The sequence below is a fragment of the Streptomyces sp. A012304 genome (assembly GCF_026008495.1).
Classification (GTDB): Bacteria; Actinomycetota; Actinomycetes; order Streptomycetales; family Streptomycetaceae; genus Streptomyces.
The window spans coordinates 40,227-59,731 of the sequence record NZ_BQUN01000063.1 but is presented as its reverse complement, the minus strand read 5'-3'; the positions used below and the strand labels follow the sequence as shown (position 1 = coordinate 59,731).

The window sequence follows — 19,505 nt, the reverse complement described above, 5'->3', positions numbered from 1 at the left end:
CGACGGTCCGGAGCGGACCGGTTCCGGCCGCCGGCGCCGGCGGCTGCCTCACGCCGCCAGCGACCCCGGCATCACCGCCCGAGGCCCGAACCTCGCCCGCGCGCGGTCCGCGACCTCCTCGATACGGCGGGCCTTCTCGTCGGCCGGGTCGAAGGTGAGCTGGTGGCAGGCCTGGTCGGCGGGGTCGAGGCCCTCGACGCGGAGCACGAGGACACGGACCCGGGCGCGTTGCAGGCCGAGCGCCTCGTACAGGCCGTACGCCGCCCTCGTCAGGGCCGCCGAGTGCGCGGTGGGCTCCGCGAGGGTGCGGCTGCGGGTGGTGGCGGAGCGGTCGGCGTAGCGGACGGTCAGGGTCAGGGTGCGGCAGACCTTCTCCAGGGCGCGCAGCCGGGCGCCCAGTTCCTCGGCGGCCGACAGCAGGGCCCTGCGATGGCGGTCGGGGTCCAACTCGTCGCGGTCGAAGGGACGTTCGGCGGCCAGTGACCGGGCGACGGCGTTGGGGACGACCCGGCCGCGGTCGACGCCGTTCGCCTTCTCGTGCAGCTCCCGGCCCGCCCTCGCGCCGACCAGGCGCTGGAGCGTGGACAGGGGTGTGGCGGCGACCCGGCCGAGGGTGTCGAGGCCGTACTCGCACAGGGTGCGGGCGGTGGCGGGGCCGACGCCGGGGAGCGCGCCGACGGGCTTCTCGGCGAGGAACTCCCGTACCGCGTCCTCGGCGACCGCGTGGGTCATCCCGGGCCGGGCGTCCCGCAGCGCCATGCGGGCGAGCATCGTGCCCGGCCCGGCGCCGATCACGCAGTCGACGCCGTGCAGCGCGAGCGAGCGCACCCGGATCACGGAGGCCAGTTCGACCGCGCCGCGCCCGAAGTACCGTTCGGCGCCCCGCAGATCGGCCAGCGCCGTGTCCGGCGGCAGCGCCTCCACGACCGGCGTGAACTCCTCGAGGAGTCGGAGCAGCTCGGGAAAGGCCGCCTCGCCCATCGGAGGCAGCTGGAAACGTACGCAGAGGATGGTCATCCCGCACTCCCCGGACTCTGGTGCCACAACTTCCTCGTCTTGGCGGGGCCCTGTGAGGCCTCCTCGCCCGCGGGCCGCAGGTCGGCCCACGGATGCATCTCGTATCCGGTGGACAGGCGGATGCGCCGGCCGTGGGTCGGGTCGGCGCCCGTCCGCTCCGGCGCGGGCCGCGCCAGCCGCGCCGCGACCTCGTCCAGGCCTCCCTCGGCACGCAGTTCGACCAGTTCGGCGAGGTTCCAGGCGGCGGCGCCCACCACGCTGAGGCTGCGCGGGCCGCGTCGCTGCACCACCCCGCGCACCAGCAGCAGCCAGGAGTGGAAGACGGTGTGGGCGCAGGCGTCGTGGGAGTCGTCGAAGAAGGCGAGGTCGACCAGGCCGGTGCCGTCGTCCAGGGTGGTGAAGATGACCCGTTTGCCGGAGCGGATCGGCGGGGTCTGGGTCGCCGCCTTGGCGCCCGCGACCAGCACCGTCTCCCCGTGCCGCGCCTCACGCAGCCGGCGCGCCGAGACCACGCCCAGCTCGCGCAGGAACTCGCGGTGATCGTCCATCAGGTTGCGCGAGGCGTCCATGGACAGCACGCCCAGCTCGGCGCTGAGCCGCTCCGCCGAGGTGAGGTCGGGCAGCCCGGCCGGGGCCGTCTTCCGCCCGCCCGCCGGGGCCGCCTGCCACGCGTCGAGCAGTGAGGGAGGGAGTTGGCCGCCGCCCGCGCCCCGGCTCCCCCGGTGCAGTTCGGTCAGGTGCAGTTGCAGATCACGCCGGTTGGCGCCGAAGTCGTCCAACGCGCCGACCTGGGCGAGCCGTTGGGCCAGCGGACGACTGGGCCGCGCCCGTTCCCAGAAGTCCGGCAGGGAGGCGTACGGCTGCCCGTCCGCGATCCGCCGCGCCTCGGCCTCACTGATGCCGTGCACGTCGGAGAGGGCTAGCCGCAGTCCCCAACGCCCGCGAGAACCAGGGGAATCAGACACCAGTTCGATACGATGGGCGACCCCCGACCGGTTCACGTCCAACGGCAGGATCGGCACCCCGCGCCGCCGCGCGTCCGCCAGCAGCAGCCGCTTCGGGTACATCCCCGGATCGTGCGTGAGCAGCCCGGCGTAGAAGGCGGCCGGGTGGTGCGCCTTCAGCCACGCCGACTGGTAGGTCGGGACGGCGAAGGCGACCGCGTGCGCCTTGCAGAAGCCGTAGGACCCGAAGGCCTCGACGATCTCCCAGGTCCGCCGAATCGTTTCCGCGTCGTATCCCTGCGCCACCGCGCGCTGCGCGAACCACACCTTGATCCGCCCCTGCGACTCCGGGTCGGACAGCCCGCGCCGCACCTGGTCCGCCTCGCCGCGCCCGCAGCCGGTCATGGCGGCCACGATGTCGATGACCTGCTCGTGGAAGACGACGACCCCGTACGTCTCCCTCAGCGGCCGCTCCAGATCCGGGTGCGGGTAGCGGACCGGCGCCCGCCCGTGCCGGGCCTCGATGAACGGCCGCACCATGTCGGCGGCGACCGGCCCGGGCCGGAACAGGGAGATGTCGACGACGAGATCGTGGAAGGTCGCCGGCTGGAGCCGCCCGACCAGGTCCCGCTGCCCCGGCGACTCGATCTGGAAGCAGCCGAGCGTCTCGGTGGACCGGATGAGGTGGTACGTCGCCGGGTCGCCCGGCGGCAGCGCGTCCAGGTCGATCCTGTCCCCCGTCGCCCGCTCCACCTCCGCGACCGCGTGCGCCATCGCCGACTGCATCCGCACGCCCAGCACGTCCAGCTTGAGCAGCCCGAGGTCCTCGACGTCGTCCTTGTCGAACTGCGACATGGGAAAGCCCTCGCCGCTGGTCGGCATCACCGGTGTACGGGTCAGGAGGGAGGCGTCGGAGAGCAGGACCCCGCAGGGGTGCATGGCGACGCCGCGCGGCAGGGCGTCGAGCGCCTCGACCAGTTCCCACAGCCTTCCGTGGCTCTCCCGCTCCTCGGCGAGCGCCTTGAGCTCGGGCAGTTCGTCCAGGGCCGCCCGGGCGTCCCGCGCCCGGATGTGCGGGAAGGACTTGGCGAGGCGGTCGATGTCGGCGGGGTCCATGGACAGGGCCGCGCCGACGTCCCGGATGGCGTGCCGTACCCGGTACGTCTCCGGCATGGCGACCGTCGCGACCCGCTCGGCGCCGAACCGGTCGATGATCGCGCGGTAGACCTCCAGCCGGCGCGCGGACTCCACGTCGATGTCGATGTCGGGCAGCGCGACCCGCTCCTTGGACAGGAACCGCTCCATGAGCAGCCCGTGCTCGATCGGGTCGGCGTGCGCGATGCCGAGGAGGTGGTTGACGAGGGAGCCCGCGCCGGAGCCGCGCGCGGCGACCCGGATGCCCATCCCCCGTACGTCGTCGACGACCTGGGCGACCGTCAGGAAATAGGAGGCGAAGCCGTGGTGGGCGATGATGTCCAGCTCGCGGTGCATCCGCTCCCAGTACTCCCGGCGGCCCGTGTAGCCGCGCAGCACCATCCCGGCCGCCGCCCGCGAGGCCAGCGTCCGCTGGGCGGTGCGGCGGCCGGCGCCGACGAGGTGCGGCTCGGGGAAGTGGACGGTGCCGATGCCGAGGTCGTCCTCGGGGTCGACCAGACAGGCGGCGGCCGTCGCCCGGGTCTGCTCCAGCAGCCGGTGGGCGGTGTCCCGCCGGAAGCCCGCGGCCTCCACGATCCGCTCGGCCGCCTCGGCCATGGCGTCCGCACCCTTCAGCCAGGCCTCGCCCGAGTCCAGCTCCTTGGTCGGGTCGATCGGCACCAGTCGGCGGGCGGCGTCCAGGACGTCGGCGACCGGGCCCTGGCCGGGGTCGGCGTAGCGGACGTCGTTGCTGAGCACCGGGCGGATCCGCTGTTCGGCGGCGAAGCCGACGGTGCGGGCGGCCAGCCGCAGGGAGCCGGGCCCGGTGCCGTCGCGGCCGTGCCACACGGCCTCCAGGCGCAGGGCGTCGCCGTAGGTCTCCCGCCAGGGGGCCAGCAGCCTGGCCGCGCGGTCCGGGCGTCCCTCGGCGAGGGCGCGGCCGACGTCGGAGCCGGGTCCGAGCAGGACGGTCAGACCGTCGCCGTGGTCGTCGGCCCAGGGCAGCACCGGGGTGCCCTCGGCCGTGTGGGCGGCGGTGACGAGGCGGCACAGGTCGGCCCAGCCCCGGGCGCCGTCGCGGGCGAGGAAGGTGACGCGGGGGGCGGACTCGTCGACGAAGGCGCCTCCGCGCACGGGGGTGCGGCGTCTCTCCCGCCGTACGGCCGCGTCCTGGCGCGGGGGCTCCGCCGGGGCCACCGCCAGGTCCACCCCGAACAGCGGACGCACGCCCGCCTTCGCGCAGGCCTTGGCGAAGCGGACGGTACCGGCGAGGGTGTCGCGGTCGGTGAGCGCGAGGGCGTCCATGCCCCGCTCGCAGGCACGCCCGGCCAGCCGCTCCGGGTGCGAGGCGCCGTAGCGCAGGGAGAACCCGGAGACGGTGTGCAGATGCGTGAACCCCGGCATCCACACCTCCCGCTTTCGAACATCAGTTCCCGACTCCCTCACCCCCACCATAAACCAATTCCCGAACATCTGTACGACAACCGTTCGAGCACTCCTCACCTGCACAAACGCCCGCGGCCGGCTCCACGGGGGCAGACGTGCGACCGGGCCGGTTCCCGTGGGATCCGGCCCGGTCGTGGGCTGAGCGGGGCCGGCGTCAGCCGATCCGCGCCCCCGTGGCCGACAGCGCCTCCGTCACCGGCTGGAAGAACGTCTCGCCGCCCGAGGTGCAGTCGCCGCTGCCGCCGGAGGTGAGGCCGATCGCGTCGGCGCCCGAGAAGAGGGAGCCGCCGCTGTCGCCGGGCTCGGCGCAGACGTCGGTCTGGATGAGGCCGGTGACGATCTCGCCGTTGCCGTAGTTGACGGTGGCGTCCAGGCCGGTGACCGTGCCGGAGTGCACCTGGGTCGTGGAGCCGCTGCGGGTGACCCGCATGCCGACGGTGGCCTCGGCGGCGCCGGTGATCGCCTGCGTGGAGCCGTCGTAGAGGTTCACCTCGCTCGGGTGGTCCACGTCGGCCGTGTACTTCACCAGGCCGTAGTCGTCACCGGGGAAGCTGGAGGTCTCGTTCGCGCCGATCCGGGTGCCGGAGGCGTCCGACCAGGTGGAGACGGCCTCGGTGCAGTGACCGGCGGTCAGGAAGTACGGCTCGCCGCCCTTGACCACGTTGAAGCCGAGCGAGCAGCGCCCGCCGCCCCCGGTGATGGCGTCGCCGCCCGCGATGAAGGGCTTGAACTCCCCCTTGGTGCGCTGGAGTCGCGCCGTGGCGCCAAGGCCCTGGACGACCTTGCCGAGCCTCGCCCACTCGACGTCGGAGACCGTGCGGTCGGCGGTGACGACGACCTTGTTGGTGCGCGGGTCGGTCACCCAGGCGGTGCCGGGGATCGCCGCGTCCTTCTTCAGCGTCGCGCGGGCGCCGGTCAGTTCGGCGAGGGAGTTCTCGACGAGTCTGGCCCTGGCGCCGGCCGCCTCGACGGTCCGTGCGGCGGTCTCGTCGAGCACGTTCACCACGAGGCTCTTGCTCCGGGCGTCGTAGTAGGTGCCCGCCGCGTCGCCGCCCAGCCGCGCGCCGAGGGTCGAGGCGAGCTTCCCGGCCGCCAGGGCCGTCAGCAGCCGGGGCTGCGGGGTCTTCGGGGATTCGCTGGCGTTCGCGGTCTGGAAAGTGACGCCCGCGGCGACGAGGGCGACGACGCCCGCTCCCGCCACGACGGCCCGCCTACGGGCTATGCGCCGGTGCTTCAACTCACGTCCTCCTGTGGGGGGTCGGACCGGACGGTAGTGGGGACCGTCCGGGCCGGAAGGCTGGTTGACGGGCGCCCACTCTTCCGAACCGCACAGAGAGCACACAAGGTCGCCCTGCGGACGCGCACACGGTGAGCACCGCGCGCCCTCCGCACCTTCACCACCCCCTTCGCTCCCTGGCGACCCGCACTGCAAACGTGCGGCGTGTGCAAAAGGGACGAGCCCCCGCACGCCGGTCGCGTGCGGGGGCTCGGACCACCGCTGAGGGGCGGACCGTTCCGGCCGGTCAGAAGACGCTGACGCCGTAGGCGTTCAGGGCCTCCACCACGGGCTGGAAGAAGGTCGTGCCACCGGAGCTGCAGTTGCCGCTGCCGCCGGAGGTCAGGCCGTAGGCCACGCCGTTGGTGCCGTAGAGCGAACCGCCGGAGTCGCCCGGCTCGGCGCAGACGTTGGTCTGGATCATGCCGTAGACGATGTCGCCGCCGCCGTAGTTGACGGTCGCGTTCAGGGCGGTGACACGGCCGGTGTGGATGCCGGTGGTCGAGCCGTCACGGGTGACCGCGGTGCCCACGCTCGGGGTGCCGGCGCTGGTGATGTCCGTGTTCCCGGCGGTCCCCGACTTGGTGATCGAGGTGTTGGAGTAGCGGACGATGCCGTAGTCGTTCGTCGGGAAGCTGGAGCCCGAGGTCGGCCCGAGGACCGTGGTGCGCGCCGAGTTGGCGTACCAGGTGCTCGCGATGTCGGTGCAGTGACCGGCCGTCAGGAAGTAGTAGTTGCCCGCGCTGTCGCGGACGTTGAAGCCGAGGGAGCAGCGCCCGCCACTCGCGTAGATGGCGTCACCGCCGGCGATGTACTTCTGGAACTTGCCCTCGGTGCGCTTGATCGTCAGGGCGTCGGCGTCGGCGCCCGCCTGCTGCTTGATCTTGGCGATCTCGGCCTCGGACACCGTGCTGTCGACGGTGACGACGACCCGGTTGGTCTTGCTGTCGACGGCCCAGGCGGTGCCCGGGACGTCGGCCTTCAGCACCGAGCTGCTCGCGCTCTTCAGCTCGGCGGCGCTGAAGGGGGTGGTGTCGGCCGCGCTCGCGTGGGGGACGGCGACGGCGGCCGCGGCGACGAGGCCGGTGGCCACGGCGGTCAGCCGGGTCCGTCTCGTGATGCCGCTGGTGGGGGTGGTGCGCTTGATCCTCACTTTTCGTTCCCTCCCAGGGGAAGTCGGGGGCCCGCGTGGGGTCGGGGCCCGTGAGGCGCAGTCAAAGCCGGGGAGTGCGTCCGGATTTCGAACACGTCGTGACCCTGACAAGCGCTGAGGGGAGTATTCGGCCGAACGGACGGTCGGCACAAGGGCACCTTTCGGCCGTCGCCCGCCTCCCGCCCCGCCCGTCAGCCGGGCCGGCACCCGCGGGCCGCTCCGCCTGCCGCCCGGCGACCCCGCCGACCGCACCCGGCCCGCCGGCCCCCTCGTACACCCGGCCCTCCGGCCCTCTCGTACCGCGACCGGCAGCCGACCCGGCAGGTCTCGTGCCGCGTACCGGCAGCCCGGACCAGCGGCCGCTCACGTCGGCAGGGGGCGGGCGACCGCCCTGGTCGAAGCGTGCCCGGCGCACCCCTCCACCCCCTTCGATCACGCCAGCCCCAGGAGTGTCCGGAATTCGCCCCTCCGGATGGCCTTTCCGCCAGGAGGTGCCACCCCCTCGCCGGCACCTCCTCCAGGGAAAGCCGACGGCGCACCACCGCACCGCGCCGCGCAGTGCTATGTCACACCGCCGCCACCCGCTGCTCAGTGCTCTACCGCACCGCCGACGCCACCCGGCCTCCACCGCGTGGCGCTCTACCGCACCGCCGCCGCCACCCGCCGCGTGGTGGGCGGCCGCTCCTCCATCACCCGGTCCATCAGCGCGCCGAGCACATCCCGCACGGAGCCCCGTTCCCGGGCGTCGCACTCCAGCACGGGCACGGCGGCGTCGAGGCCGAGCGCCGCGCGCACCTCCTCCGGCGGGAACCGCTCGGCGCCGTCGAAGCGGTTGACGGCGAGGACGAAGGGCGCCCCGTGCGCCTCGAAGTAGTCGAGGGCCGGGAAGCAGTCCTCGATGCGCCGGGTGTCCGCGAGGACGACCGTGCCCAGCGCGCCCTCGACCAGCTCGTCCCACAGGAAGGAGAACCGGCGCTGCCCGGGCGTGCCGAACAGGTACAGCGCGAGGGTCGGGCCGAGGCTGATCCGCCCGAAGTCGAGCGCGACGGTGGTCGTCGTCTTGGACTCCACGCCCTCGAGCGAGTCGACCCCCACCGACACCTGGGTGATCGGGGCGTCCGTGTCGAGGGGCTCGATCTCGGAGACGGCCGAGATGAAGGTCGTCTTCCCCACCCCCAGCCCGCCGCTCACCACGATCTTCACGGCGAGTGGCACGGCCCTGTCAGAACGCGCGGGCATGATCCCTGATCCCTTCGAGCGGCGGGGGGCGGCTACAACGGGTCCTCGACAGGAGATACGGACGCGGACCGGGTTCCGCTCAGTGACGCCGTGTCAGCACGAGCAGTCGCAGGAGCAGCACTCACAGCATTCGCAGCACTGGCAGGCCTCGCAGCAGGAGCAGTCGCAGTTGCCGCAGTCGCTGCACCAGCCCTCGCGCTTCCTGCGCGACCAGGGCCCCTCGAACTCGTCGGCGCAGCACACCTTGCAGGTGCAGCACAGCCCGAGCGCGACCGCGCACCCGGCCAGCAGACCCCGGTTGCCGGGGCGCGGCGGCTCACCGCCGAAGGGGTTGTTCGGGTCGACCGGTCCCTGAGGCGCCCAGGGTCCGCCGGGCCGCACCGGGGCGCCGAAGGAACCGTCCGGCCCGGCCGTGGCGGGGTGCCCGCACGACTCGGTGCCGAACGCCCGGTCCACCGAGCGGCGCAGCTCGTGCGCCAGCAGCAGATGGGCGAGCTTGCCGTCGGAGAACTCCACGTCGCGCAGGGCGAGCCGGATGCCGTGCAGCGCGTCGTCCGCGAGCCGTCGGGCCTCGGTGAGGGAGGTGCCGGTCGCCGTCAGCGGGTTCCAGGCGCCGGCGGCGGCGTCCGCCTCCCGGTCCTCGACGGCGTCCAGCAGGTGGGCGAGGCGCCCGAAGTAACGTCCGGCCTCGGCGAGCGGCTCGGCGTTGCCCGGCCGGCCCGCCAGCACCGCGGTGTGCGCGAAGGCCGCGGCGGTGGCCGTCTCGGTCGGCTCGGTGACCGTCAGCAGGGACGTGCCGGGCCCGGCGAGCGCCTCTATGCCGGTCTGCCGGTCCACGGCGTCCAGCAGGACCGCCGTGTCGAACCCGACGGAGGAGCCGGTGCGCGCGCCGGCCCGCCCCCAGCTCGTGGCGACCCGGCGTGCCGCGAGGGCGACCGGGCGGCGCGCCAGCAGCCCGTCGCCGTCGGCGACGTGGTCGCGCACCTTGGCGGCGGCGAGCACCAGCGACACGGCGGCGGCCAGCCGGGCGCCCTCGCCCTGGGCGACGGACGCGGTGCGCATGCCGCGCAACGGACAGGGCCCGGCGGTGCGCCGCCCCCCGTCGGCGCGCTCGGCCTGAGCCTCCGTCAGGACGGAGATCAGCAGGCCGTCGTAGTTGGTGACGATCCGCGCGAGCTGCCCGTGGTCACCGCGCAGGGCGAGACAGAGCCCGCACAGATGCGCCATCCACTGGGCCTTGAGCCCTTCGCCGAGCCGGTGACGGCACGGCCTGACGATTCCGAACACGACGATCCCCCGTGATCCGTACGACGGTTGAGCTGCCGCATCGTATCGACCGAAGGTCACATCGCAACGGCGCGCCCGTTTCACCCGTACGGACGGGCTCTCACCCGTACGCCGTGAAGAATCATATTTCACTCACAGTCAGCAGCCGTGTACCTCAGGAGCCTTGGGGCATACGGACTCTCGACGGATCGGCTGTGCACCAGTACCGTCACAAACCCCCCGCGCGGCGTCTATCCACTTGGCGCGACATCCGCATCATGGACGACCATGGGGAATGCGGAAAGCAAAAAAGACCGCTGTGAGAGGAGGCGTCCATGGGATCGGTACGCAAGGCGAGTGCCTGGCTTGGCCTCGTCGACGACAACGATGACGAGCGTTACTACGACGACGACTATTCCGAGGGGACCGACTCCGGGGACGCCTGGGTCACCGACCCCCGCGTGAAGGTCGCCAGCGACACGGCCGAGGAGAAGGGCCGCCGGATCGGCACGGTGACCCCGGACAGCTTCCGGGACGCGCGGCTGATCGGTGAGCTGTTCCGCGAGGGCGTCCCGGTCATCGTGAACCTCACGGCCATGGAGGCCGCCGACGCCAAGCGCGTCGTGGACTTCGCGGCCGGACTCATCTTCGGGCTGCGCGGTTCGATCGAGCGGGTCTCCACCCGCGTGTTCCTGCTGACCCCCGCCAACACGGAGATCGTGAACGGCGACCCGGCCGCGCACCGCGCGGACGGCTTCTTCAACCAGAGCTGAGGCAGGGCCGCTCACCGGCCCTGCCCCCTCGGGGGAGCACGACGCACCGGTCAGGCGGAGACGCGGGACTGCGCGGCCTCCCTCGGCGCGGGCAGCTCCACCGCGGGCGCCTCGCACTGCATCGCCCGTGGCAGCCGTGCCGCCATCACCGCCCCGAGCAGCAACAGCGCCGCGCTCACCAGCAGCGTGACGTGCAGCCCGCGCACGAAGCAGTCGCGCGCGGCCTCCCGCAGGGCGACCCCGGCCGGCCCGCCGAGCCGTCCGGCCACCTCGTAGGCCTCCCCCAGCGAATGCCCCGCCGCGGCCGACGCCGAAGCCGGCACCCCGGGGACGGACGACAGCCCGGGCGCGTACGCCGCGTTCATCACGCTGCCCAGCAGCGCGATCCCGATCCCCGCCCCCAACTGGTACGACGTCTCCCCGATCGCCGCCGCCCCGCCCGCCTGCTCCGGCGGAGCCTCGCTCAGCATCGACTCGTACGCCGCGAACAGCGTCGTCTCCAGTCCGAAGCCGAGCAGCACGAACCCGAAGAGCAGCAGGCCCGCGTTGTCCTCCCCGCCCATCGCGGTCAAGGTCAGCACGGCCGCCGCCGTGAGGCAGAAGCCCCCGCACACCATCCGCCGCGGCCCGAACCGCCGCAGCAGCCGTGCCCCGGCGAGGCCCGCCGCCATCGCCGCGAAGGTCAGCGGCAGCAGCCGCAGCCCCGTCTCCAGCGGCGACAGCCCCAGCACCAGTTGCAGGTACTGCGCCGCGATCAGTTCCAGGCCCACCAGTGCCAGCATCGCCAGCACGATGCACCCCACCGAGGTGCTGAACGCCGGCCGGGCGAACATCCTCAGGTCCACCAGCGGATGCCTGCGCCGCCGCTGACGCCGTACGAACGACGTGAGCAGCGCCGCGCCCGCCATCAGCGGCACCACGGTGAGGGCGCCCAGTTCCCCGCCGCCCAGCCGTTTCACGCCCAGGACGACGCCGAACAGCCCGGCCGCCGCCATCAGCGCGCCCACGACGTCCCACGGTCCGTCGCCCGTGCCCCGCGACTCGGGCAGCAGCAGGCGGCCCACCGGCAGGCTGATCAGCATCAACGGAATGTTGACGAGGAAGACGGAGCCCCACCAGAAGTGCTCCAGCAGGAAGCCGCCGAGCAGCGGTCCCACCGCGGCGCCGACCGCGGCCACCGCGCTCCAGATGCCTATCGCGAGCGCCCGTTCCCGCCGGTCGGGGAAGACCTGCCGCAGGATCGACAGGGTCGCCGGCATGATCATCGCGCCGCCCACACCCAGCAGCGCCCGCGCGACGATGAGCAGCTGCGCGGTTTCGGCGAACGCCGCCAGCGCGGAGGCGACGCCGAACAGCGCGTATCCGAGCAGCAGAACCTTTCTGCGGCCCACCTTGTCGCCGAGCGTGCCGAAGAGGATCAGCAGCGAGGCGCAGACCAGTGGATAGGTGTCGACGATCCAGAGCAGTTCGATGGCGCCGGGCCTGAGGTCCTCGGTGACGGCGGGCACCGCGACGTGCAGCACGGTCGCGTCGACGGCGACCAGGAGCAGGCTGACGCACAGCACCAGGAGCACGACCCAGCGGTTGGCACCGGCCCCGGCCGCCCGACGGCGCAGCCGAACGGCAGCCGTGGTCGTCCCGGACATGTACGTACCTCCCAGGTGTTTCCTCGGGTTCGGCGGGCTCGCGGGGCGGGGACTCCCCGTGACTCGGCCGGAGAGGAGCGGTGGTCTCCGGCCCGCGCAACGAACGACGAGTGACACGCAGCGTACGCGAGTCCGAGGCTCGGCCACGTGGCGGACCTCTCAGAGCCAGGGGGAACCCGTGTGGCGTACACCACTGTGCTCACGGCCCGTGCACCCCGGCGCACCCTGCGCTGGTGTGCCCGGCCGATAATCGAGCCCGTGACCGATCTTGAGACGCGTGTGGCGCCCACCGGCTCCGCGGCCCCGCGCCGGGCGGCCCCGGCCCTGCTGGGGTACGCGGCCGTCCGTGTCCTGGGGCTGCTCGCCCTCGCCGGGTGGAGCGCGGCGCGCGACAAGAGCGCGTTCACCTTGCTGACGGCCCGCTGGGACTCCCTCTGGTACACGCGGGTCGCGGAGCTGGGCTACGGCTACGAGGTGCGCCTGCCGAACGGCGACGTCCACTCCAACCTGGCCTTCTTCCCGCTGCTGCCGTGGCTGGAGCGGCTGCTGCACGCGGTGACCCCGCTGTCGTACGCGGCCGCCGGCTTCGTGGTCTCGCTGGTCGCCTCGCTCGCCGCGGCCTGGGGGATCTTCGCGGTCGCCGACCATGTGTACGGGCGCCGGGCCGGGGTGTGCGCGGTGCTGCTGTGGGCGGTGCTGCCGGTCGGGATCGTGCAGTCGATGGCGTACAGCGAGTCGCTGTTCACCGCGCTGGCCGCCTGGTCGCTGTACGCGGTGCTCACCGGCCGGTGGGTGACCGCGGGGGTGCTGGCGTCGCTGGCCGGTCTGACCCGGCCGGTGGGGATCGCCGTGGTGGCGGCGGTGTGGGCGGCCGGCGCCGTCTCGTTCGCGCGCGAGCGCGGCCCGTCACCCGTGCGGGAGGCGCCCGTCGCGGTACGCGCCCTCGGTCTGTTCCTCGCACCCCTCGGTACCGCCGGTTACGTCCTGTGGGTGGGCCACCGCACCGGGCAGGGTCCGCTCGGCTACCTCGACGTCCAGGCGGGCTGGCGCAACGGCCTCGACGGCGGCTACGCGTTCGCCCGTTTCGTCCTCGAGAAGTTCACGTCGTTCCCGTCGGTGCTCGCCGGCCTCGCCCTGGTCGTCGGCGTCGCCCTGCTGATCCGGCTGTACGCCGCCGGTGTCCGCGCCCGCCAGCCGCTCCCGCTGCTGGTGTACACCGGTGTGGTCCTCGCGCTCGCCCTGTGCGCGTCGAGCTACTTCGGCTCGAAGCCGCGCCTGCTGCTGCCCTCCTTCCCGCTGCTGCTGCCCCTCGCCGTGGCCCTGGCGCGCCTGCGGACCGCCAGGTCGGCGGCGGTGGTGGCCGCGGTCGCGGTCGCGTCGGCCGTATACGGGGCGTGGTGGCTGAACGGTTCCGGTCCGCCGTAATTCACTAAAAGGATCCCCCAGAATGATCAAAGGAATTGAAGGGAACGGTGCGGCCGTATTGCGTAATGGCGAGGAATAAGCGCCGTCCTGAGAGCAATCCCACATCACATCGTCATCACAAACCCGTGGATTCGCCCGGGAACTGCGCTCACTCGCTGTAACGTCGATTGGGTGCGTACCGAACGAAACCTCACCCGTCTGGACCGGGTGTTCGCGAGGCTCGACCGTGAGCCGGAACGGCCCACCCACATCGATGTGCCGAAGATGAGCAGGCACCGGGTGGCGCTGTTCGCCTCGACGCTGGCCTTCTACGCGGCGATCGTGTGGCTCGTGGTGATCACCTCGTGGCTGGTCCGCCTCGACTGGCAGGTCATGTTCTTCCGGCCGTACCAGCAGTGGTCGGAGATCCACTGGTTCGTCGACTACTACGTCGTCCTCGGCCAGCGCGGCCCGACCGCCGTGATGGTCGCCGCCTGGCTCGGCTGGAGATCCTGGCGCCAGCACACCCTGCGCCCGCTGCTCGCGCTCGGCGTCTCGCTGCTGCTGCTGAACATCACCGTCGGCGCCGCGAAGATCGGCATGGGCCGTCTCGGACCGCACTACGCCACCACCATCGGCTCGAACGAGATGTGGCTGGGCGGCGATATATTTCCCAGCGGCCACACCGCCAACGCCGTCGTGACCTGGGGAATCCTGGCGTATCTGGCCTCCACCCCGAGAGCGCGCCGCTGGCTGTCCGCGCTCTCCGCGGTGACCTCGCTCGGAGTCGGGCTGGCCACCGTCTACCTCGGTACGCACTGGCTGAGCGACGTGCTGCTGGGCTGGGCCGCGGGGCTGCTGATCCTGCTGGCGCTGCCGTGGTTCGAGCCGCTGATCGCCCGCGCCGAGGTCTATATCCTCGACCGGCGTGACCGCTGGCGCGACCACCGCGCCGGCGCGGTTCCCACGCCCACCCCGGTCGCCGTACCGGTGGCGCTCACCACGCGCCCCACGGCCCACGACGAGACCACCGCGGCCCGCGAGTCGGCGGCGGCGAGCCGTCCGCCCAGGTCACCGGTGTACCTGGCCCCTGGCCCGCACTGCGTCCACACGGAGCGCACCCCGGTCACCCCGGGCGGCACCCGCCGCCCACCGCACTCCGACCGCCTCCCGCGCGGTTCGGCCACCCCGGCGGCCCGCCCCCTGACAGGCGGCTGACCGGCGGCGGGGCCGCCGGTACGCACACACCCGGCCCCCGCGCGAAGGCCCCGGTCCCTGGTCCCAGGAGCCGGGGCCTTCGCCGTCGACCGGAGTCTTCTTCGTCGCCGGGTGTCTCAGCCCTTCCAGGCCTTCGCCACGCGGCCGTCGCTCACCTCGAAGTTCAGTCGGCCCACGCGGTACTCCATGGTGATGATCGTCCCGGGCGCCAGCGAGCGCACCGTCGACCACCCCCGTTCGCGGGCGAGTCGCTCGGCCCGGTCGGCGTCGAGGCCGACATAACCGTCCGGACTGTCCTGGGGCTCCGCAGGCGGAGTGGGAATCGGTGCCATACCGCCACGCTAGGCCGAGGGCCGTCCTTCCGGGAACCCCGGACCGGAGATGTGGATCACTCCGGTCACACTTCTGTCACAGGATCACGACACGCGTTTCGGCCGAACTCCGTCACACGTACGAGCGGTTTCGTACGCCTTCCGCGCGCATTCGAACGTAATTCCCGCGTGTCGTCCCGGGTTCCCGAAAAGCCCGGCGGAAAGTTCCCGGAGAACCGCCCCCGGACCGCGTTCCATTCCGATTCCGAAGGGGATGAGCGGGAGCCGGCTCCCATGGGAAATGCACGGCTTCCCCACATGACCTCCGCACTCACCCGGCCGGGGCGGGCGGTGGCGCGAGCATCAAGGCGTCGGCTCGCGGGCATCCGTGCGGCGCGGGCGACGGCGGGCCCGGGGGGCGACGAGCGAAGGGGCGAGCGATGGGGACGCAGACCGTGACGGTGACGGCGCCGTCCGCGCGGGCCAGGCGCTACGGCCGTCTGGTGGTCGACTGGCTGACCACCACCGACCACAAGAAGATCGGGCACCTCTATCTGATCACGTCGTTCGGGTTTTTCCTGGTCGGCGGGGTCATGGCGCTGATCATGCGCGCCGAGCTCGCCCGGCCCGGTCTTCAGCTCGTGGACAACCAGCAGTTCAATCAGTTGTTCACCATGCACGGCACGATCATGCTGCTGCTGTTCGCGACCCCGACGTTCGCCGGGTTCGCCAACGAGATCATGCCGTTGCAGATCGGCGCCCCCGACGTGGCCTTCCCTCGGCTGAACATGCTCTCGTACTGGCTGTTCCTGTTCGGCGGTCTGATTGTGCTGGGCTCGCTGCTGATCCCCACGGGACCGGCGGCCTTCGGCTGGTTCGCCTACGCGCCGCTCAACGACTCCACGTTCTCCCCCGGCATCGGCCCCGACCTGTGGATCATGGGGCTGGCGCTGGCCGGGTTCGGCACGATTCTCGGCGCGGTCAACTTCGTCACCACGATCATCGGCATGCGCGCGCCCGGCATGACCATGTTCCGGATGCCGATCTTCACCTGGAACACGCTGTTCACGTCGATCCTGATCCTGATGGCGTTCCCGGTGCTCGCCGCGGCCCTGCTGGTCCTGGAGGCGGACCGCCGGTTCGGCTCCCACGTCTTCGAGGCGGCCAACGGCGGGGCGCTGCTGTGGCAGCACCTGTTCTGGTTCTTCGGGCATCCGGAGGTGTACATCATCGCGCTGCCGTTCTTCGGCATCATCACGGAGATCGTCCCGGTGTTCAGCCGCAAGCCGATCTTCGGGTATCTGACGCTGGTGGGCGCGACGATGGCGATCACGGGCCTGTCGGTGGTGGTGTGGGCGCACCACATGTTCGCCACCGGCGCGGTGCTGCTGCCGTTCTTCTCCTTCATGTCGTTCCTGATCGCCGTGCCGACGGGCGTGAAGTTCTTCAACTGGACCGGGACGATGCTGAAGGGCTCGGTGTCCTTCGAGACGCCGATGCTGTGGGCGCTGGGCTTCCTGGTGACGTTCCTGTTCGGCGGTCTGACCGGGGTGATCCTGGCGTCGCCGCCGATGGACTTCCATGTCACCGACACCTACTTCGTGGTGGCGCACTTCCATTACGTCGTCTTCGGCACGGTGGTCTTCGCGATCTTCGCCGGGTTCTTCTTCTGGTGGCCCAAGTTCACCGGCAAGCTGCTCGACGAGCGGCTGGGGAAGGTGCAGTTCTGGACGCTGTTCGTCGGCTTCCACACCACATTTCTGGTGCAGCACTGGCTGGGCGCGGAGGGCATGCCGCGCCGCTACGCCGACTATCTGGCCGCGGACGGCTTCACCGCCCTGAACACCGTCTCGACGATCGGCTCCTTCCTGCTGGGCCTGTCGACGCTGCCGTTCCTCCACAACGTCTGGAAGACCACCAAGTACGGCGTGCGGGTCGAGGTCGACGACCCGTGGGGGTTCGGCCGCTCCCTGGAGTGGGCGACCTCCTGCCCGCCGCCCCGTCACAACTTCACCGCGCTGCCACGGATCCGCTCGGAGTCCCCGGCGTTCGATCTGCACCATCCGGAGTACGCGGCGGAGATCCCGCAGCCGGAGCCGAAGAAGCACCAGGCCGAACGGTAGGCGAGAGGCCCTGGCCGCGGTCGCCGGGCAGCGGACGGCCCCGTCCCGGTCGGTGCACCGGGCGGGGCCGTGCGGCGCGGCTCAGAAGGACAGGCGCAGGCCGGGCTTGATCAGGTCGGGGTCGCCGCCGATGGCGGCCTTGTTGGCGGTGTAGATCCGCTGCCAGGTGGTGCCGTACCGGGCGGCGATCGTGCTGAGCGTGTCGCCCTCGCGGACGGTGTGGTCGCCGCGGGAGGCGCCGCGCGAGCCGTGCCCCGCCGGGCGCTCCGAGACCTCGGAGGCGTTCGACGACGTCGAGTTCCGTGGGGTCTGGGAGGTCTTGGAGGTCTTCGACCGGGAGGTGTCCGGCTTGCTGGCCGCGCCGGCCGCGGAGGCGTCGGGTGCGCTGCCGGACGCGCCGGCACGCGCCGAGCAGGTCGGCCACGCGCCCCAGCCCTGGGACCGCTGGACCTTGGTGGCGACGGAGATCTGCTGTGCCTTGGTGGCCTGGTCGGCGGTGGGCGCGTAGGCGGTTCCGCCGAAGGCGCGCCAGGTGGAGGCGGAGAACTGGAGTCCGCCGTAGTAGCCGTTGCCGGTGTTGATGTGCCAGTTGCCGCCGCTCTCGCACTGGGCGATGCGGTCCCACACTCCGCTGTCCGCCGCGGCGGCGTTGCCGGTGGCGGCCAGCAGTCCGAGGGGGGCGAGCAGCGCCGCCCCGGCGAGGACCGCCGTCGTGCGTGCCTTGCCGGCGCCGTCGCGGGCGTCGAAGCGGGTGTCATCGGCACATTCGGACATGTAGATCCCTCTCTACGGACCCGGGCTCCCCCTGAGCGGGGCGCGCCGTCCGCGCGGGAACGCGGTCGTCACGCTCCGCCCCGTCCGTCGGCGTCGGTGCTGCGCGAAGGTCTGGCTCTGCGCGGCCGGCGGACGTACCCGAGCGGTGCTCGTTGCACACGGCGGAGGAATGTACGGACCCTGACGAGCCGTCATCAACCAACTCCGCGTCTCCGCAGGTCAGTTGCCCGTTACCGCAGGTAATGGCCAGTTCCTGCCAGCCACTTCATGCGCTGATTTCCGCATTTGTCGACCAGCGCCCCGCCCGCGCTGTGGCCCACTTCACGAGACCAACCTCCGTGACCTCCCCGTTACTTGACCAAGAGTGTCCGATCCCGCGCACATCGTGACCGTCCGCGTCGGGTGCTTCGAATCCCTTCGCGATGCAGCGTGACTCCCGCCACAGATCGCCCGTTGTCTTCTGCATGAGCCGGGGAGTCACCCGGCCACGCCAACGCACCGCATCCGAGGGAGTCACCCGTGCCGCGCATGCTCGACGTCAGCGACGAGGTACGCGCCGAGATCGGCGACGAAGAAGCCGACCGGCTGCTCACCGGAGACAACGCCCCCGGCAGTTACGACTGCACGTCCTGCCGCACTCCGGGCGACTCCGAGCAGGAGCGCACCAGCACCGTCCTGTTCATCGGGGACGAGACCGCCGTCCTCGCCTTCGCCCACGCCACCTGCCTGCCCTCGCAGGTCGTGCAGGTCACCGAGGAGCAGCTCAAGGGCGCGGTCCGCTCCATCAGCGGCGACACCGTCGACCTGGACACCGAGAAGGTCGTGCCCGAGCAGGCCGTGCTCGGCGTGACCAGCGGACTCGTCCTGATCGCCGGGGAGTTGCACCCGGCCCTGGTGGTCGAGCCGACCGCGCCCATCGTGCAGCCCGGCACGACCGGCGTCGGCGACGACTTCCTGCCGCTCCTCATCGAGCAGGGCTTCATGCCGGTGACCGAACTCTCCGAGGTCCCGCCGGTCCAGCACGGCTGGTCGGTGCTGCTGGCCATGGGTCAGCTGCACGCCGTGCTCCAGCCGTCGGCCAACGGCGGCCAGCCGGTGGCCTGGTGGCAGGCGCACCAGCCGCTCCAGGTGACGGATGGCTGGCGGGCCGCCGCCAACAAGCACCAGCAGGTGCTGATGTTCGCGGCGCCGGTCGGCTCCATCGGCCGTCAGCCCCGCGAGGACCTGCTGAGGGACGCGCTGGACAAGGCGGCGGCCAACGGCAAGCTGGTCGCGGCCGCGCTCCCGCTCGCGGGCACCTGAGCCGCCCGGGCCGCGCGGCCCGCACCGCGTAGCCGCATCCCTTCCCGCCCGGGGTCGTTTGGACATACGTGCACACCTACGACGTTCCCCGCCGCCAGAGCTACCCGCCGCTCCCGTCCGCGCGACCGGCACCGGAACCTCAGGGCGGCCCATCGGCCACGCCGATCTACGACGCGCTCTACGCCGAGTACGTCAAGTCGTTCCGTTCCCTGCCGGGCGACCGCAGCGGCGAGGAGGAACTGGCGTTCACCGCCTTCGGCAGTGGCCCGCACGGCACGGGGTCGTTCAGCAGCTCGCTCAGCGGCTCCTACGGCTCGTACGGCGGCTCCTACAGCGCCTACAGCGCGGGCGCGCAGAGTGCGCGGCACGGGCTCGGCCAGCAGTCGCAGTGGCAGCGCGTCGGGCCGCTGGGCCAGGTCGGCCAGCAGGACACGAACACGGGGATGCACCACATCCCGGCGCCGCTTCCCCCGGTGGCC

Annotated in this window: 15 protein-coding genes; 6 read left to right on the top strand and 9 right to left on the bottom strand. The window is 72.3% G+C overall.

The features are described from left to right. Positions 1–48: 48 nt before the first annotated feature. The 6 genes from ALMP_RS14380 to ALMP_RS14355 form a co-directional block, all read right to left on the bottom strand. Positions 49–1,017, bottom strand: a complete 969-nt coding sequence (locus ALMP_RS14380; protein ID WP_264927678.1) for a hypothetical protein — start codon at positions 1,015–1,017, stop codon at positions 49–51. Continuing rightward, on the bottom strand, positions 1,014–4,499 hold the full coding sequence (locus ALMP_RS14375; protein ID WP_264927676.1) for a DNA polymerase III subunit alpha: 3,486 nt from the start codon (positions 4,497–4,499) through the stop codon (positions 1,014–1,016). The genes ALMP_RS14380 and ALMP_RS14375 overlap by 4 nt, the downstream gene beginning before the upstream one ends. 196 nt (positions 4,500–4,695) lie before the next feature. Continuing rightward, a complete protein-coding gene (locus ALMP_RS14370) occupies positions 4,696–5,778 on the bottom strand; it encodes a S1 family peptidase (RefSeq protein ID WP_264927675.1) in 1,083 nt (360 codons plus the stop codon). Positions 5,779–6,064: 286 nt separating this feature from the next. Then, the gene (locus tag ALMP_RS14365) at positions 6,065–6,970 is read right to left on the bottom strand and encodes a S1 family peptidase (protein WP_264927673.1); all 906 of its coding nucleotides are present in this window, start codon (positions 6,968–6,970) and stop codon (positions 6,065–6,067) included. Positions 6,971–7,609: 639 nt separating this feature from the next. Further along, on the bottom strand, positions 7,610–8,209 hold the full coding sequence (locus tag ALMP_RS14360; protein ID WP_264927671.1) for an ATP/GTP-binding protein: 600 nt from the start codon (positions 8,207–8,209) through the stop codon (positions 7,610–7,612). Positions 8,210–8,302: 93 nt separating this feature from the next. Next, a complete protein-coding gene (locus tag ALMP_RS14355; RefSeq protein ID WP_264927670.1) occupies positions 8,303–9,496 on the bottom strand; it encodes a DUF5685 family protein in 1,194 nt (397 codons plus the stop codon). 314 nt (positions 9,497–9,810) lie between these two features. Here ALMP_RS14355 and ALMP_RS14350 point away from each other — a divergent pair, with 314 nt between their 5' ends. After that, on the top strand, positions 9,811–10,248 hold the full coding sequence (locus ALMP_RS14350; RefSeq protein WP_264927668.1) for a cell division protein SepF: 438 nt from the start codon (positions 9,811–9,813) through the stop codon (positions 10,246–10,248). A gap of 50 nt (positions 10,249–10,298) precedes the next feature. On the opposite strand, the gene ALMP_RS14345 is transcribed toward ALMP_RS14350, so the two are convergent. Next, on the bottom strand, positions 10,299–11,894 hold the full coding sequence (locus tag ALMP_RS14345; protein WP_264927667.1) for an MFS transporter: 1,596 nt from the start codon (positions 11,892–11,894) through the stop codon (positions 10,299–10,301). 258 nt (positions 11,895–12,152) lie between these two features. On the opposite strand from ALMP_RS14345, the gene ALMP_RS14340 reads away from it, so the two are divergent. Together ALMP_RS14340 and ALMP_RS14335 are read left to right on the top strand one after the other, a co-directional pair. Beyond that, a complete protein-coding gene (locus ALMP_RS14340; protein WP_264927666.1) occupies positions 12,153–13,319 on the top strand; it encodes a mannosyltransferase family protein in 1,167 nt (388 codons plus the stop codon). 171 nt (positions 13,320–13,490) lie between these two features. Continuing rightward, positions 13,491–14,516, top strand: coding sequence for a phosphatase PAP2 family protein (locus ALMP_RS14335; protein ID WP_264927665.1), 1,026 nt, complete (start codon positions 13,491–13,493; stop codon positions 14,514–14,516). A gap of 116 nt (positions 14,517–14,632) precedes the next feature. Here the strand turns inward: ALMP_RS14335 and ALMP_RS14330 are convergent, their stop codons facing one another. Next, positions 14,633–14,848 (bottom strand): I78 family peptidase inhibitor, encoded by a 216-nt coding sequence (locus tag ALMP_RS14330; protein ID WP_264927664.1) that lies wholly within the window; start codon positions 14,846–14,848, stop codon positions 14,633–14,635. Positions 14,849–15,267: 419 nt separating this feature from the next. Here ALMP_RS14330 and ctaD point away from each other — a divergent pair, with 419 nt between their 5' ends. After that, entirely contained in the window at positions 15,268–16,950 is a 1,683-nt protein-coding gene (gene ctaD, locus ALMP_RS14325) for a cytochrome c oxidase subunit I (protein WP_264927663.1), read from the top strand. Between the two features lie 81 nt (positions 16,951–17,031). On the opposite strand, the gene ALMP_RS14320 is transcribed toward ctaD, so the two are convergent. Further along, positions 17,032–17,724: a LysM peptidoglycan-binding domain-containing protein gene (locus ALMP_RS14320; RefSeq protein WP_264927661.1), complete on the bottom strand. Its 693-nt coding sequence runs from the start codon at positions 17,722–17,724 to the stop codon at positions 17,032–17,034. A 519-nt stretch (positions 17,725–18,243) separates the two neighbouring features. On the opposite strand from ALMP_RS14320, the gene ALMP_RS14315 reads away from it, so the two are divergent. Together ALMP_RS14315 and ALMP_RS14310 are read left to right on the top strand one after the other, a co-directional pair. After that, a complete protein-coding gene (locus tag ALMP_RS14315; protein ID WP_264927660.1) occupies positions 18,244–19,026 on the top strand; it encodes a hypothetical protein in 783 nt (260 codons plus the stop codon). A gap of 68 nt (positions 19,027–19,094) precedes the next feature. Beyond that, positions 19,095–19,505: hypothetical protein (locus ALMP_RS14310; RefSeq protein WP_264927659.1), on the top strand; the 411-nt coding region annotated here is incomplete at its 3' end.

What these genes read in the sequence shown, in the direction of transcription:
- ALMP_RS14330 (WP_264927664.1), bottom strand. Translation starts at nt 14,848, where the DNA reads ATGGCACCGATTCCCACTCCGCCTGCGGAGCCCCAGGACAGTCCGGAC.
- ALMP_RS14350 (WP_264927668.1), top strand. Translation starts at nt 9,811, where the DNA reads ATGGGATCGGTACGCAAGGCGAGTGCCTGGCTTGGCCTCGTCGACGAC.
- ALMP_RS14345 (WP_264927667.1), bottom strand. Translation starts at nt 11,894, where the DNA reads ATGTCCGGGACGACCACGGCTGCCGTTCGGCTGCGCCGTCGGGCGGCC.
- ALMP_RS14320 (WP_264927661.1), bottom strand. Translation starts at nt 17,724, where the DNA reads ATGTCCGAATGTGCCGATGACACCCGCTTCGACGCCCGCGACGGCGCC.
- ALMP_RS14360 (WP_264927671.1), bottom strand. Translation starts at nt 8,209, where the DNA reads ATGCCCGCGCGTTCTGACAGGGCCGTGCCACTCGCCGTGAAGATCGTG.
- ALMP_RS14375 (WP_264927676.1), bottom strand. Translation starts at nt 4,499, where the DNA reads ATGCCGGGGTTCACGCATCTGCACACCGTCTCCGGGTTCTCCCTGCGC.
- ctaD (WP_264927663.1), top strand. Translation starts at nt 15,268, where the DNA reads ATGGGGACGCAGACCGTGACGGTGACGGCGCCGTCCGCGCGGGCCAGG.
- ALMP_RS14380 (WP_264927678.1), bottom strand. Translation starts at nt 1,017, where the DNA reads ATGACCATCCTCTGCGTACGTTTCCAGCTGCCTCCGATGGGCGAGGCG.